At 61.4% G+C, this 14,860-nt stretch carries 15 protein-coding genes; 9 read left to right on the forward strand and 6 right to left on the reverse strand.

From position 1 onward, the window contains the following. Positions 1 to 14: 14 nt before the first annotated feature. The 4 genes from rpoH to ftsY form a co-directional block, all read right to left on the reverse strand. A complete protein-coding gene (gene rpoH / locus AAGW23_RS01700) occupies positions 15 to 869 on the reverse strand; it encodes an RNA polymerase sigma factor RpoH (RefSeq protein ID WP_102836648.1) in 855 nt (284 codons plus the stop codon). A gap of 107 nt (positions 870 to 976) precedes the next feature. Further along, positions 977 to 1,987, reverse strand: coding sequence for a permease-like cell division protein FtsX (gene ftsX / locus AAGW23_RS01705; protein WP_102836647.1), 1,011 nt, complete (start codon positions 1,985 to 1,987; stop codon positions 977 to 979). Beyond that, positions 1,984 to 2,655, reverse strand: a complete 672-nt coding sequence (ftsE, locus tag AAGW23_RS01710) for a cell division ATP-binding protein FtsE (RefSeq protein WP_073299191.1) — start codon at positions 2,653 to 2,655, stop codon at positions 1,984 to 1,986. The genes ftsX and ftsE overlap by 4 nt, the downstream gene beginning before the upstream one ends. Continuing rightward, positions 2,652 to 3,995, reverse strand: coding sequence for a signal recognition particle-docking protein FtsY (ftsY, locus tag AAGW23_RS01715; protein ID WP_342404625.1), 1,344 nt, complete (start codon positions 3,993 to 3,995; stop codon positions 2,652 to 2,654). The genes ftsE and ftsY overlap by 4 nt, the downstream gene beginning before the upstream one ends. A 240-nt stretch (positions 3,996 to 4,235) precedes the next feature. Between ftsY and AAGW23_RS01720 the strand changes: the two genes are divergently transcribed. The 4 genes from AAGW23_RS01720 to AAGW23_RS01735 all read left to right on the forward strand — a co-directional run bounded on the left by AAGW23_RS01720 (position 4,236) and on the right by AAGW23_RS01735 (position 8,829). Next, positions 4,236 to 5,588, forward strand: a complete 1,353-nt coding sequence (locus AAGW23_RS01720) for a pitrilysin family protein (RefSeq protein WP_342404626.1) — start codon at positions 4,236 to 4,238, stop codon at positions 5,586 to 5,588. Continuing rightward, the gene (locus tag AAGW23_RS01725; protein ID WP_342404627.1) at positions 5,581 to 7,131 is read left to right on the forward strand and encodes a pitrilysin family protein; all 1,551 of its coding nucleotides are present in this window, start codon (positions 5,581 to 5,583) and stop codon (positions 7,129 to 7,131) included. The genes AAGW23_RS01720 and AAGW23_RS01725 overlap by 8 nt, the downstream gene beginning before the upstream one ends. After that, positions 7,131 to 7,730 (forward strand): 16S rRNA (guanine(966)-N(2))-methyltransferase RsmD, encoded by a 600-nt coding sequence (rsmD, locus tag AAGW23_RS01730; RefSeq protein WP_342404628.1) that lies wholly within the window; start codon positions 7,131 to 7,133, stop codon positions 7,728 to 7,730. Before AAGW23_RS01725 ends, rsmD begins: the two co-directional genes overlap by 1 nt. A gap of 118 nt (positions 7,731 to 7,848) precedes the next feature. Then, positions 7,849 to 8,829 (forward strand): hydrolase, encoded by a 981-nt coding sequence (locus AAGW23_RS01735; RefSeq protein WP_342404939.1) that lies wholly within the window; start codon positions 7,849 to 7,851, stop codon positions 8,827 to 8,829. A gap of 30 nt (positions 8,830 to 8,859) precedes the next feature. Here the strand turns inward: AAGW23_RS01735 and AAGW23_RS01740 are convergent, their stop codons facing one another. After that, positions 8,860 to 9,519, reverse strand: a complete 660-nt coding sequence (locus AAGW23_RS01740; protein WP_342404629.1) for a TetR/AcrR family transcriptional regulator — start codon at positions 9,517 to 9,519, stop codon at positions 8,860 to 8,862. A 133-nt stretch (positions 9,520 to 9,652) separates the two neighbouring features. Between AAGW23_RS01740 and AAGW23_RS01745 the strand changes: the two genes are divergently transcribed. The 5 genes from AAGW23_RS01745 (at position 9,653) to AAGW23_RS01765 (ending at position 14,257) form a co-directional block, all read left to right on the forward strand. Continuing rightward, positions 9,653 to 11,083 (forward strand): coniferyl aldehyde dehydrogenase, encoded by a 1,431-nt coding sequence (locus AAGW23_RS01745; protein ID WP_342404631.1) that lies wholly within the window; start codon positions 9,653 to 9,655, stop codon positions 11,081 to 11,083. Positions 11,084 to 11,104: 21 nt separating this feature from the next. Further along, positions 11,105 to 11,641: a twin-arginine translocation pathway signal protein gene (locus tag AAGW23_RS01750; RefSeq protein ID WP_342404632.1), complete on the forward strand. Its 537-nt coding sequence runs from the start codon at positions 11,105 to 11,107 to the stop codon at positions 11,639 to 11,641. Positions 11,642 to 11,682: 41 nt separating this feature from the next. Further along, positions 11,683 to 13,278, forward strand: a complete 1,596-nt coding sequence (locus AAGW23_RS01755) for a GMC family oxidoreductase (RefSeq protein ID WP_342404633.1) — start codon at positions 11,683 to 11,685, stop codon at positions 13,276 to 13,278. Between the two features lie 105 nt (positions 13,279 to 13,383). Then, positions 13,384 to 13,866 carry a pantetheine-phosphate adenylyltransferase gene (gene coaD / locus AAGW23_RS01760; RefSeq protein WP_029404817.1) on the forward strand — a complete coding sequence of 161 codons (483 nt, stop codon included), beginning with the start codon at positions 13,384 to 13,386 and terminating at the stop codon, positions 13,864 to 13,866. Between the two features lie 139 nt (positions 13,867 to 14,005). Beyond that, complete coding sequence (locus AAGW23_RS01765) at positions 14,006 to 14,257, forward strand: YfhL family 4Fe-4S dicluster ferredoxin (protein WP_045423623.1); 252 nt, start codon at positions 14,006 to 14,008, stop codon at positions 14,255 to 14,257. 214 nt (positions 14,258 to 14,471) lie between these two features. Here the strand turns inward: AAGW23_RS01765 and AAGW23_RS01770 are convergent, their stop codons facing one another. Continuing rightward, positions 14,472 to 14,813, reverse strand: coding sequence for a hypothetical protein (locus AAGW23_RS01770; protein ID WP_045423621.1), 342 nt, complete (start codon positions 14,811 to 14,813; stop codon positions 14,472 to 14,474). Positions 14,814 to 14,860 lie beyond the last annotated feature (47 nt).

Below are 14,860 nucleotides of genomic sequence, written 5' to 3' on the forward strand. Positions count from 1 at the left end.
TCAGGCCATTACTATCAAGCCTGAATGGAACCCTTGAGCTTGTTCATCGCATTCTTCTCGAGCTGACGAATCCGCTCTGCAGAAACCCCATATTTGGCAGCGAGATCATGCAGAGTCGCTTTGGTATCGCTCAGCCAACGCTGCTGAAGGATGTCGCGGCTACGCTCATCGAGCGTGTCCAGCGCTTCGTGCAGGTTCGAATTGGAGTTATCGCTCCAATCGGCATCCTCGAGTTGCCGCGCCGGGTCGTAGCGATGATCCTCGAGATAATGCGCTGGCGACTGGTAGGCGCTGTCATCATCCGCATCGGCAGAAGGATCGAAGGCCATGTCATGTCCGGTGAGACGGCTTTCCATCTCGCGGACTTCGCGAGCCTCAACGCCGAGGCTGTCGGCGACCCGCTCGACCTCGTCATTGTTCAACCAGGCCAGACGCTTCTTCTGACTACGCAGGTTGAAGAACAGCTTGCGTTGCGCCTTGGTCGTGGCGACCTTGACGATGCGCCAGTTGCGCAGGATGAACTCGTGGATTTCGGCCTTGATCCAATGCACGGCAAAAGAAACCAGACGCACACCCATTTCCGGGTTGAAGCGCTTGACCGCCTTCATCAGGCCGACGTTGCCTTCCTGAATCAGATCGGCCTGTGCCAGACCGTAGCCGGAATAGCTGCGGGCGATGTGTACGACGAAGCGCAGGTGGGCCAGCACCATCTGACGGGCGGCCTCGAGGTCCTGTTGGTAGAACAGACGTCCAGCCAAGTCGCGTTCCTGCTCGACCGTGAGCAGCGGAATGCTGTTGACCGTCTGCACATAGGCCTCGAGATTGCCTCCCGGGACCAGGGCTTGAACAGGTTGGAGATTAGATGTCATGCAGGTCCTCCAAAAATGAAGCTGCAGCAGTTTAGCACTGCCGCATGAGACTGCAAGCCTGTGGAAAAGTTTCCTTACAGCCTAATAAATCCATCTAAATCAACAACTTAGCGAGGAGAAAGCTCGCTCAAATGCCTCGCCACGGCTAGCCAGGCGCCTATATAACCCAGCAGCACGGCACCCAGCACGAGCGAGAGCCCGTCATCGGCTGGCACACCTGCCAGACCAAAGTCACTGTTATACAAGCCAGCCAAGCCTATGACCGCCTCGTTCAACCAGCCGAGCCCATAAGCCAACAAGACCCAGGCCATCAGGCCTGCTCCCAGCCCGTACAACGCGCCCATGTAGAGAAACGGACGCCGCACGTAGCCGTCGGTACCGCCGACCAGCTTCACCACTTCAATCTCGGTGCGCCGGTTTTCGATATGCAGGCGGATGGTATTACCGATGACCAGCAGCAGCGTCGCGATCAGCAACAGGCTAAGCCCGAACACGAACCGATCACCCAATTTGAGAATTGCGGTCAACCGCTCGACCCAGAGCAGGTCCAGCTGTGCCTGCTCGACGCCGGGTAACTCTGCCAAGCGTTGGCGTAGCGCTTCGAGATTATCGCGATCAACTTCGTTGGGCGTCACCAAAATGACCCCGGGTAGCGGGTTCTCCGGCAGCTCCCGCAAGGCCTCGCCGAGCCCCGACAGCTGTTGAAACTCTTCCAGCGCCTGCTCGCGACTGATCCAGCTGGCTTCGGACACGTCGGGCATCGCCAGAACTTGCTCGCGCAACACCTGCCCCTGCGCCCCGTCCACATCCAGCTGCATGAACAGCGAAATCTGCGCCGCCCGCTGCCAGGAGCCGCCGAGCCGCTCGACATTGTCCAGTAACAGCGCCAGCCCCATCGGCAAGCTCAATGCGACCGCCATGACCAGGCAGGTAAAGAAGCTACCGATCGGTTGCTTGATCAGCCTGCCGACGCTATCCACCACGCTGGCTCGGTGGCTTTCAACCCAGGCATGAAACAGGGTGTTGAAGTCCGGCTCATCGCTCTTCGGCTGCTCGGGCTTGTTGCGTACACCGCCCGCGCGTTCGGCTGGATTCGGGTTCTGCTCGGGTGCGCTCATCGGGTAGCCTCCCCGTCGCCGATCAATCGGCCACGTTGCAGCGTGAGCATGCGGTGACGCATGCGGGCAATCAGCGCCAGGTCGTGGCTGGCGATCAGCACCGTGGTGCCGAGGCGGTTGATATCTTCGAATACGCCCATGATTTCAGCCGCGAGACGCGGGTCGAGGTTGCCGGTCGGTTCGTCGGCAAGCAGCAATGCCGGGCGGTGCACCACGGCGCGGGCAATGCCGACCCGCTGTTGCTGACCGGTGGAGAGATCGGAGGGGTACTGCAGCGCCTTGTCCTTCAGACTGACGCGCTCGAGCGCGGTCATTACACGCTGGCCGATTTCGCGCTTGTTCAACCCGAGGATCTGCAACGGCAGGGCGGCATTGTCGAACACGGTGCGATCAAACAGCAGTTGGTGGTTCTGGAACACCACGCCGATTTGCCGACGGAGAAACGGAATCTGCGCATTGCTGATTCGCGACAGATCCTGGCCGGCCAATAGCAGCTTGCCACTACTGGGCCTTTCCATCGCCAGCAGCAAACGCAACAAGGTGCTCTTACCGGCGCCGGAGTGCCCGGTGACGAAGAGGAACTCGCCGCGTTGCACATGGAAGGAAAGCTCGTGCAATCCGACGTGGCCGTTGGGATAGCGCTTGCCCACCTGTTCGAAACGGATCATGACGAGGCTCCGCCCGTCCCCTTCTCGGCAAACAGGGCGTCGACGAAGGCGTTCGCCTCGAAGGCTCGCAAGTCATCGATGCCCTCACCAACGCCGATGTAGCGGATCGGCGTGCCGAACTGTTTGGCCAGAGCAAAGATCACGCCGCCCTTCGCGGTACCGTCGAGTTTGGTCAGTGCCAGGCCGGTCAGCTCGACCGACTGATTGAACTGCTTGGTCTGGTTGATCGCGTTCTGACCGGTTCCGGCGTCGAGCACCAGCAGCACTTCGTGCGGCGCAGTTTCATCGAGCTTGCCCATCACCCGACGGACCTTTTTCAGCTCCTCCATCAGGTTGTCCTTGGTATGCAGGCGCCCGGCAGTGTCGGCGATGAGCACATCGATGCCCCGGGCCTTGGCCGCTTGCACCGCATCGAAGATCACCGAAGCGGAGTCCGCCCCCGTGTGCTGGGCGATCACCGCGATGTTGTTGCGCTCACCCCAGATCTGCAGCTGCTCGACTGCAGCCGCACGGAAGGTGTCGCCTGCGGCCAACATGACTTTCTTGCCTTCGAGTTGCAGCTTCTTCGCCAACTTGCCGATGGTCGTGGTCTTGCCAACGCCGTTGACACCTACCACGAGGATCACGAACGGCTGCTTGCTGCCGTCAATCAGCAGCGGTTGTTCCACAGGTTTGAGCAGGCTGGCGAGTTCTTCCTGCAACGCTTTATACAACGCACCGCTGTCAGCCAGCTCCTTGCGCGAGACTCGCCGCGCCAGGTTCTGCATGATCGCCGTGGTGGCCTCTACGCCAACGTCGGCAGTCAGCAGGCGGGTCTCCAGCTCATCGAGCAAATCATCATCGATGGCTTTCTTGCCAAGGAAAAGACTGGCCATGCCTTCGCCAATGCTGGCGCTGGTTTTCGACAGACCTTGCTTGAGCCGGGCGAAAAAGCCGAGCTTGGCTGGAGGCTCTTGGACAACCGGAGCCGGGGCCGGCTCGACGGCAATCTCGGCCAACACTGGCGATTCGGGCACGTCTTCAGGCTGAACCAGCTCCGGCGTAGGCTCGGGCTCTACCTCGGGCTCAAGCTGCAGTTCAGCGGCCAGTTTGATCTTCCGCTCCTCTTCGGGCTCCGCCTGGGTAGGCTCCGGCTCCGCAGGCAGGGACTCTTCGACCGTCCCTGCCTCGTCGGGCAATGCGGTATCGGGCTCGTCGGCGAACGGCTGGCTGTCTTCCAGCGGCTCGGCAGGCGGCGGTTCGGCCGCAGGTGTTTGCGGCTTCTTGCGAAACCAGCCAAACAGGCCTTTTTTCTCGCCAGCATCGGCCGGCGCCTTCTTGTCGTCGTTTGAACCAAACATGGAGAAGATTTTCTCAAAAGGGCGATACGCCAGCGGACATGCCACCAGCCGGACGGGCGCTATCCTAGCATTGAGCATCGGCCTTCGCTAAGCGTGGCCATCCGCCCAGCTTGCCGCGCCGGCACTGCATCTCCATATGCCTTTGCCCTGACACAAGGGCCCCAGTACCATGACTCGCGCGTCCTCACCAGCCCACGTGCTCGCGGGCGGGATCGATCATTGAACGAGCCTTTCTTAATTATGCCTTTGATGCTACGCCGCGCCGCAGCCCTGCTAATCAGCACCCTGTACCTACCGCTGGTCATGGCTGCCGAAGCCCAGCCCACCCACGAATTCTTTTTGGATAACGGCCTCAAGGTGATCGTGCGAGAAGATCACCGGGCACCGATAGTGGTCTCCCAGCTCTGGTACAAGGTTGGCTCCAGCTATGAGTCGCCCGGGCACACAGGCCTGTCCCACGCCCTCGAACACATGATGTTCAAGGGCAGCCGCAAACTTGGCCCGGGCGAGGCCTCGCGCATCCTGCGCGAACTGGGCGCCGAAGAGAACGCGTTCACCAGCGACGACTACACCGCCTACTACCAGGTACTGGCGCGCGACCGCCTGGCCGTGGCCTTTGAGTTGGAAGCCGATCGCCTGGCAAGCCTCAAATTGCCGCCAGAGGAGTTCGAGCGCGAAATCGAAGTAATCATGGAAGAGCGCCGCCTGCGTACCGACGACAAGCCCAGCGCGCTGGCCTTCGAGCGCTTCCAAGCCATGGCCTACCCGGCCAGCGGTTACCACATCCCGACGATTGGCTGGATGGCCGATCTCAAGCGAATGACCAGCGAGGACCTACGCACTTGGTACGAGCGCTGGTATGCGCCCAACAACGCAACCCTGGTGGTGGTTGGTGACGTTACGGTCGATGAAGTCCGAACCTTGGCAGAACGATACTTCGGACCGATCAAGAAAAAGGACGTACCAAATGCCAAGCGTCCACTGGAACTGGAAGAACCTGGCGAGCGCCAGCTGCGCCTGCATGTGCAAACCCAGGTCCCCAGTCTGATCATGGCTTTCAATACACAGAGCCTGGCCACCAGTGAGAACCCAAGGCAGATCCATGCACTGCGGCTGATCAGTGCGCTGCTCGACGGCGGCTACAGCGCACGCCTGCCCCAGCAACTCGAACGAGGCGAGGAATTGGTGACCAGCGCCTCGGCCTGGTACAACGCCTACGCCCGCGGCGACACGCTGTTTGTCTTGAGCGCTGCGCCAAACATGCAGAAAGGCCGGACGCTGGAAGAAGTCGAGGCTGGTCTCTGGAAACAGCTGGAACGGCTCAAGCAGACTGCGCCCTCGACCGAGGAGCTGGAAAGGGTCCGCGCTCAGGTCATCGCCGGACTGGTCTACGAGCGCGACTCCATCACCCAGCAAGCGACCACCATCGGTCAACTCGAGACTGTCGGGCTCTCCTGGCGGCTGATGGATGAAGAGCTCAGCGCCCTGGAGGCCGTTACGCCAGAGGATATTCAGGAAGCAGCCCGTACCTATTTCACTCGCTCACGCCTGAGCGTTGCCCATGTTCTACCCGAGGAGTCCAGCGATGAGTGATCGCCACCTGTTGCGTCGCGGCCTGCTCGGCTTGGCGATGGCGTCCTGCCTCGGCCTGGCCGCCTGCACCGAAGAAGCCGGCGATGCGGTCCTATCCATTCCGGTACCGACCGAAGAAACCGTCGCCACGCCGGCCGAGTCCGGACAGGCCATCGCGATTGACGCCAAAAAGGACGAAGCCGCTCGCACACAGCTCGAGTCGTTGGCCGAGCTCGGCGACAAACCGCTGGCCCGTCGTGAACTCGATATTCAGAGTTGGCAGACCGATGGCGGCGCCAAGGTACTGTTTGTCGAGGCGCATCAGTTGCCCATGTTCGACCTGCGCCTGACCTTTGCCGCTGGCAGCAGCCAGGATGACGGCGTGCCCGGCCTGGCCATGCTGACCAATGCCATGCTCAACGAAGGCATAGAAGGCAAGGATGTCAGCGCAATCGCCGAGGGCTTCGAAGGCCTGGGCGCAAATTTCGGCAACGGCTCCTACCGCGACATGGCGGTCGCCAGTCTGCGCAGCCTGAGCGAGACGGAAAAACGCGAGCAGGCGCTGCAGCTGTTCAGCCAGGTCGTCGGTCAACCGACCTTCCCCGAAGACTCGTTGCAGCGAATCAAGAACCAGGTCCTGGCCGGCTTCGAGTTCCAGAAACAGAACCCAGGCAAGCTTGCCAGCCTCGAACTGTTCGAGCAGCTCTATGGCGATCATCCTTATGCTCACGCCAGTGAAGGCACACCGGAGTCGATCCCCGGCATCAGCGTCGAAGAGCTGCGCGCCTTTCATCAGAAGGGATACACCGCCGGTAACGCCGTGATTGCGCTGGTTGGCGACCTGAGCCGCGAGGAAGCCGAAGCCATCGCCCAGCAGGTCTCCGCGGCACTGCCCCAGGGCCCTGCGCTGGCGCCACCGCCATCACCAAGCGAGCCAACCGCTGGCACTCACCACATCGATTTCCCCTCCAACCAGACTCACCTGATGCTGGCGCAACTGGGTATTCCCCGTGACCATCCGGATTACGCCGCGCTTTACCTGGGCAATCAGATACTTGGCGGTGGCGGTTTCGGCACGCGCCTGATGGAAGAGGTTCGCGAAAAGCGCGGCCTGACCTACGGCGTCTATTCAGGCTTCAGCCCAATGCAGGTCGCCGGCCCGTTCATGATCAATCTGCAGACCCGTGCCGAACTGGCCGAAGGCACGCTGGCGCTGGTTCAGCGTCTGGTAGCCGAATATCTGGAAAAGGGGCCAACCGACGCTGAGCTGGCGCGCAGCAAGCGCGAAATTGCTGGCAGCTTTCCGCTGTCGACGGCGAGCAACAGCGACATTGTCGGTCAGCTGGGAAGCATCGGCTTTTACGACCTGCCGCTGACCTATCTTGAAGACTTCATGCAACAGGTCCAGGCGCTGTCGGTCGAAGACGTCAAGGCCGCGATGAACAAGCATCTGAGCTCGGACGACTTCGTGATTGTTACCGCGGGTCCGCAGGTTGAGCAAAAGCCGCTGCCCCCGCCGAGCACGAAGCCCCTCGAACAACCCAGCAGCGTTCCGGAGCATTGATGGCCAATCCACCCGTACGCCCCACCGCCCACGGAGGCCAGGGCCAGTTACGTATCATCGGCGGTGAATGGCGCAGCCGTCGATTCGGCTTCCCTGACGCAGAAGGCCTGCGACCGACACCTGATCGAGTACGCGAGACGCTGTTCAACTGGCTCGCGCCCTACCTCTCCGGTGCACGCGTGCTCGACCCCTTTACCGGAAGTGGCGCGCTCTACCTGGAAGCCCTCTCGCGCGGTGCCAGTATGGCCCTCGCGCTGGATGTGAACGCCAATGCCATCGCCAACCTGCGCAAGCATCTCGATACGCTCAAGTGCGGCCAGGGTCAGCTGCTGCAGAGCGATGCCCTGCGCTATCTCGAAACCCAGAGCCCAACCCCCTTCGACCTGGTGTTTCTAGATCCGCCGTTCAACAAGAACCTGCTGCAGCCCACGTGCGACCTGTTGGAGAATCGGGGCTGGCTGGCGAAGCACGCCTGGGTTTATACCGAGAGCGAAGCCGCCCCTTCTAGCCTCGGCCTGCCTGGCAACTGGCGTCGGCACCGCGAAAAACAGGCGGGCAAGGTGAACTACGCGCTGTGGGAGCGCACCGGCGAAGCGTAAGGCTCAGGCCGCGCCGTGGCCTGGTTGGACCCAGGCAACCAGGCCACACGGATCGCATTGCAATCGACCCAGGGTGATCATGTCCGCCACCATTCCCGATACAGCCTTTGCACCTGAAATGGATCCCTCCTTCGCCCCGGCCTGGTGGTTGCCCGGTGGCCACCTGCAAACGCTATGGAACCCCTTCTGCCGTCGCGCGCATCTGCTTCAGCGCCGCAGAGAGCGGTTATGGCTGGCAGACGAAGACTTCATCGATCTCGATTGGCACGGGCCACATGATCCCGAGGCACCGCTCGTGCTGGTTTTGCATGGCCTGACCGGCTCATCGAATTCGCTCTATGTGCTTGGCCTGCAACGGCAGTTGGCGAGCCGAAACTGGGCAAGCGTCGCCATCAACTGGCGAGGGTGCTCTGGCGAGCCGAACCTGCTTCCGCGCGCCTACCATTCCGGCGCCAGCGATGACCTGACCGAAGTGATCGCTCACCTACAGGCCGCACGGCCATTGGCGCCGCTCTATGCCGTGGGGTATTCGCTTGGGGGCAACGTGCTGCTCAAATACCTTGGCGAGACCGGCCAGGCAGCACCGCTGGAAAAGGCTGTGGCGGTTTCCGTACCCTTTCGCTTGGACCAATGCGCCGACCGTATCGGATTGGGCTTTTCAAGGGTGTACCAGGCGCATTTCATGCGCGAGATGGTCGCCTATGTCAGGGACAAGCAGCACCTCTTCGAGAGCAAGGGTAATGACGTCCATCTCTCGGCACTGAAGCGCCTGGGATCGCTGGAGGGCATGCGCACTTTCTGGGATTTCGATGGCCGCTTCACCGCGCCATTGCATGGCTATACCGATGCCCACGACTACTACCGCCGCGCCTCAAGCCGCTATTTCCTACCGGAGATCCGCGTTCGGACGCTGTTAATCCAGGCCGAGGACGATCCCTTTGTCTTTCGCCATAGTCTGCCCGAGCCGGATGAGCTTTCAGCCACCACCACACTGGAACTGCACAGGACCGGCGGGCACGTCGGTTTCGTCGAGGGCTCGCCGTTCAAGCCAAGCTATTACCTCGAGCGGCGGATACCGGAGTGGCTGACGCAGCCTTAGCAGACAAGACAGGTCTCACTGGCTGGCCGATCAACCGTTCATGAGCGGGGCGTGCAGTTGCGCCAACAAGCTTGAAACGCCAGGCCGTGCAGCCTCTGTCACGAACCCCTCCTCTAGCGCCAGCAGCTGGAAGATCCCGCGACGTAGCATGTGCCTATCCATGCGCTTGTCATCGGCCCCGTCCACCGTGCAGAGAAAGGGCACCCATGACGTCATGATGATCCAGGCATTGACGGCCAGCGCCTCTACCTGGGGAGGCGTCATCCGGAGGATTCCGGCATCGACGAAGCCTTGATAGATCCTCTGCGCACTCAGCAAGTGGCGTCTGGCAAACAGCCGGTAGCGCTCGGCCAGCATGTTGTCGCCACTCAACAGATGCTCAAGGTCACGGTGCACGAAACGGTAATCCCACATAGCCGAGAGCAGCGCCTCGAGGTACTCGGTCTTGTCCTCGATGGTCAGCGCCCGGCCTTCCGGCAGCTGCAGAAATCCATCGACATTCCGCTCATATCGATCAAACAGTTCGGCGATGATCACCTGCTTGTTGCGGAAGTGGTAATAGAGGTTGCCGGGCGAAATCTCCAGGTGCGCAGCGATGTGGTTCGTGGTCACGCTACGCTCGCCCTGGGCATTGAACAGCTCGAGGCTGGCCTGCAGGATGCGCTCGCGGGTTCTTGGTTTCGGGGACATTGCGGAAAGCTACTTTCGTTGTGCTAGAGCCGGGACGCAAAGGTAACCCGACCACCGTGGACGCGCACCGGTTTGACAGTTTAGAGTTTTTACTCTAGAAATCTTCGATCTGTCGCTTTCCGGAGCATCGTTCATGCTTGCCGACGCTGTGTATTCGCACTCCACCCATCTCGAAACCGAGCGTTTACAGGCGTTATTCGAGCTTCAGCGCAGTGCTTTTCAGGCCAACCCCAGCCCTACTGCAGCGGATCGCCTGCAGTGGCTAGAGGCGCTGCATGATTTGCTCGCCAGTCATCAGCAGCCGGTGATCGATGCCATCAGTGAGGATTTCGGTAATCGCTCGGCTGACGAGACACGGCTCGCCGAGATCATGCCCAGCCTGCATGGCATTCGCCACGCCAAACGCCTTCTGCCGCGCTGGATGAAGCCCTCTAGACGCAGTGTAGGACTGGCCTTTCAGCCCGCCAGCGCCCGCGTCGTTTATCAGCCACTCGGGGTGGTCGGCATTATCGTGCCGTGGAACTACCCGCTGTATCTGGCCATCGGCCCGCTGATCGGCGCGCTGGCTGCCGGCAACCGGGTGATGCTGAAGATGAGCGAGTCGACTCCGACTACCGGTCAACTACTCAAGGACTTGCTCGCGCAGATCTTTCCCGAGGACCAGGTCGCGGTTGTCCTCGGCGAGGCAGAGGTAGGCATCGCGTTTTCCAAGCTGCCTTTCGATCATCTGTTGTTCACCGGCAGCACCAGCATTGGCCGTCACGTCATGCGCGCCGCCGCAGAAAACCTGACCCCGGTAACACTCGAACTGGGCGGCAAATCGCCCGCTATCGTTTCAAACGATGTGCCACTCGCCGACGCTGCCGAGCGCATCGCCTTCGGCAAGACGCTCAATGCCGGGCAGACCTGCGTCGCGCCAGACTATGTGCTGGTCCCTCGGCAGCGCGTCGATGGTTTTGTCGAGGCCTATCAAAAGGTCGTTCAGCGTTTTTATCCAAAGCTGGCGGACAACCCGGACTACACCTCCATCGTCAACCGGCGGCAGCATGACCGTTTGCTAGGCTATCTGGACGATGCCCAGGCCAAGGGTGCGCGCCTGCTCCCGCTGTTCGAGCAAGGCCAGGACCGGCGCATGCCGCACTGCCTGCTGCTCGACGCCACCGACGAGATGCAGGTCATGCAGGACGAGATCTTCGGCCCGCTGCTGCCGGTGGTGCCCTATGACGGGATCGATCAGGCGCTCGCCTATGTCAACGCACGTCCACGCCCACTGGCGCTGTATTACTTCGGCTACGACCGGAGCGAGCAGCGCCATGTGCTGCGTCACACCCATTCCGGTGGGGTCTGTCTCAACGACACGCTGGTGCATGTCGCGCAGGATGATCTGCCCTTTGGTGGCGTTGGTCCGTCGGGCATGGGTCATTACCACGGGCACGATGGTTTTCTCACCTTCAGCAAGGCCAAGGGCGTTTTTATCAAGCAACGTTTCAATGCCGCGCGAATGATTTACCCCCCTTACGGCAAGGCCCTGCAGAAGCTGGTCTACAAGTTGTTCGTGCGCTGAAAAGCGCAGCCGGTGACAACAATGACCAGTACCGAGCGATCCTTTTCCCGCCGCAGCCTTCTCAGGGTCGGGCTGTTTGGCAGCGCCGCCTTGGCCGGTGCAGGCCTGCTCGGCAGTTTGTCTGGCTGTCGCGCCGAGCCGTCTGCTGCGGGCTTCACGCAGTTGCGCGACAGCGACCTGCCGATGCTACAGCGACTGACGCCAGTCCTGCTGGAAGGCGCCGTGCCGGAATCGAGCATGCCCAGCGCCCTTCAGGGCACCCTGGCGAGCCTTGATCAGGGGCTCGCCCATCTGTCACCCGCCGTGTTGAGACAGGTGCAGCAGTTATTTGATTTGCTCTCTCTTACCGTCACCCGCGGCCCGCTGACGGGCATCTGGGGCGCCTGGGAACAGGCGCAGGATGGCGAGGTACAGGCGTTTCTACAGCGATGGGAGAACAGCCCGATCGCACTGTTGCGCCAGGGTCATGCCTCGCTTCAGCAGATGATTCTGATGGCCTGGTACGGCCGCCCGGAATCCTGGCGGCACTGCGGTTATCCCGGCCCGCCGGTCATCTAGCGATGGACACGAAGACCGCTCGCCCGACCTGAGGAACCGAAATGCCTGTTACCGACCCCATTGCCGAAGGTATCGCTCGCGGCTGGAAAACCCATGACGGTTCGCAGTTTGAACGAGACCTCACGCTCGACGCCGACATTGCCATCGTTGGCAGCGGGGCTGGCGGTGCCACCAGTGCCGAGTTCCTCAGCGCAGCCGGCTACAAAGTGCTGCTGATCGAGGAAGGTCCGCTGCGCAGCAGCCGCGACTTCGACATGCAGGAGCCGTCCGCCTACGCCTCGCTCTATCAGGAGGCGATCGGCCGTACCAGCAAGGACGGCGCCATTACCATACTGCAAGGCCGTGCCGTCGGCGGTTCGACACTGGTGAACTGGACATCGAGTTTCCGCACCCCAGCCGCCACTCTAGAACATTGGGCGCGTGAACATTCCGTCAAAGGGCTTTCCGAACAATCCATGGCGCTCTGGTTCGAACGCATGGAACAGCGCCTGGGCATCGAGCCATGGCCACTGCCGCCCAACGCCAACAATCAGGTGATCCGCGACGGCTGCTCAGCACTCGGCTACAGCTGGGCGGTGATCAGGCGCAACGTGCGAGGCTGCTGGAATCTGGGCTACTGCGGCATGGGCTGCCCGACCAATGCCAAGCAGTCGATGCTGGTGACAACCATCCCGGCCACTCTGGATTCCGGCGGCGAGCTGCTTTACCTCGCTCGCGCCGAACGCCTTGTTCTGGACAAGTCGCGCGTCACCGCACTGGAGTGCCTCGCCATGGATGCGCGCAGCGTCGCGCCGACCGGCCACAAGATTCGGGTGCGTGCTCGCCACTACATCCTCGCCGGTGGCGGGATCAACACACCCGCCATCCTGCTGCGCTCGGACGCGCCTGACCCACATCAGCGCGTCGGTAAACGCACCTTTCTGCATCTGGTGAATTTCTCCGCAGCCCAGTTCGAGCAGGTGATCAACCCGTTCTACGGGGCGCCCCAGTCGATCTATTCCGACCATTTCCAATGGGACGATGGCGCCCGCGGGCGTATGTCCTACAAGCTTGAAGTGCCGCCTATTCATCCGGCCCTGGCCGCGACGCTGCTTGGCCGCGCCGGCACCGACAACGCCAGGCGCATGGAACAGCTGCCACATACCAACGCCATGATTGCGTTGATGCGCGATGGATTTCACCCTGACAGCGCCGAAGGCGATGTTCAGCTGCGCAGCGACGGCACGCCCACGCTCGACTACCGGATGACGCCCTACACCTGGGATGGCATCCGCCGTGCCTACCACAGCATGGCCGAGATCCAGTTCGCTGCAGGCGCCAGAGCCGTCCTGCCGCTGCACAACGATGCCAGCCATGCGGTCAGCCTCAAGCAAGCACGCCAGATGATTGATGGGCTGAATCTCGAGCTATATCGCACCCGGCTCGGCAGTGCTCATGTAATGGGCGGTTGCGCCATGGGCGAAGACCCGCGCCAAGCGGTCACTGACAGCCTTGGTCGGCATCATCAGCTGGACAACCTGTCGATCCACGACGGTTCGCTGTTTCCCACCAGCATCGGTGCCAACCCGCAATTGTCCATCTATGGCCTTGCCGCGAACCTCTCGAGTCAATTGGCCGAAAGGTTGAAAAAACCATGAACAGCTTCGTTGTGCTGACATTCGGCAGCCATCCGCATTGATGCTTTACGCTGCAGACACCGAGCCGCTACCATCCACCCCCCACGCAAGCGTCAGGACGCCGCGATGAATCGAGTGCTGTATCCGGGAACCTTCGACCCGATCACCATGGGCCATACCGACCTGGTCGAGCGCGCCTCGCGCCTGTTCGATGAAGTCATCATTGCCGTCGCTGCCAGCCCCAACAAGAATCCGCTGTTCCCGCTGGAACAACGCGTTGCACTGGCCAAGGAAGTGACCTCGCACCTGCCGAACGTCAAGGTGATGGGGTTTTCCACTCTGCTGGCGCACTTCGTCACCGAACAGAAAGCCAATGTGCTGCTGCGCGGTCTGCGGGCGGTTTCGGACTTCGAATACGAGTTCCAGCTGGCCAATATGAACCGCCAGCTCGTTCCGGACGTGGAAAGTTTGTTTCTTACGCCATCGGAAAAATTTTCCTATATTTCCTCGACCCTGGTCCGCGAGATCGCCCGGCTTGGCGGCGATGTCAGCAAATTCGTTCACCCCTCGGTGATGAAGGCGCTGACCGAGCGCTACGGCTCGCGCTGAAGAACCCCAGCCTTTGCGCAGCGGACACTTAGCGACGGAAGGGTGAGCACTGCCGCGTGCACCGGGCGAGTCGATGCGGCAAAATTGGCGCGTCGTTATTACTTGCGCTGCGGCAGATGCCGCAGCTGGAGCCAGCTGGATGTCCCTGATAATCACCGATGACTGCATCAACTGCGACGTGTGCGAGCCTGAGTGCCCGAACAGCGCGATTTCCCAGGGCGAGGAAATCTATGTCATCGACCCGAACCTCTGCACCGAGTGCGTTGGCCACTACGACGAACCGCAGTGTCAGCAAGTCTGCCCGGTCGACTGCATCCCCCTCGACGAGAGCAATGTCGAGAGCAAGGACGAGCTGATGCAGAAGTACATGATCATCACCGGCAAGGCCTGATCATTCTCTTCGGCCTCACCCGAGCGGTGAGGTCAACAATCCCTCTCGCCTTAAACTCCAAACGATCTCGCTACAGGCTGGCACTCACACGCCTGGCTGCGCCTGTCAGCAATCCAACGAAACAGAATCGAAGCCCGGAAACAGAACGGCTCCGCACGCTGTGAAGCGGCGGAGCCGTGATGGCAGTTTCCGAACGGCCAATGCTGGCGGGGATTCAGTCCTGGCGGTTGTAGCCGACGCGGGTGCAGCCCAGGCAGCGGGCAAAGGCTGCAGCGCCCGGCTCGACGACCAGCGCATGGCCGGTTTCCTTGATTCCACCGCCCATCGCACTGAACGGCAAGCTGACCACAAACAGGCCGGCGCCGACGACGGTCGCGGCGATCAGCAACGGCCGGGCAATCAGCAGATCGCCAACGATGGAGAAGGCTTTGGGGGCTTCGACGGTGTACATCGGATCGCCGCTGGCGTTCTGCTGTACCGATTGCGCCTGCACGGGCATCGTCAGCAGACCTGTGGTCAGGGCCAAGACAACAGCAGTGGAGCGAAACAGATTCATGGTGTGGTCCTTCAGCTGGGCGATACGAGGCAGGTAATTGTAGTGCT

The sequence above is a fragment of the Stutzerimonas chloritidismutans genome, from assembly GCF_038562055.1.
Lineage (GTDB): Bacteria > Pseudomonadota > Gammaproteobacteria > Pseudomonadales > Pseudomonadaceae > Stutzerimonas > Stutzerimonas chloritidismutans_A.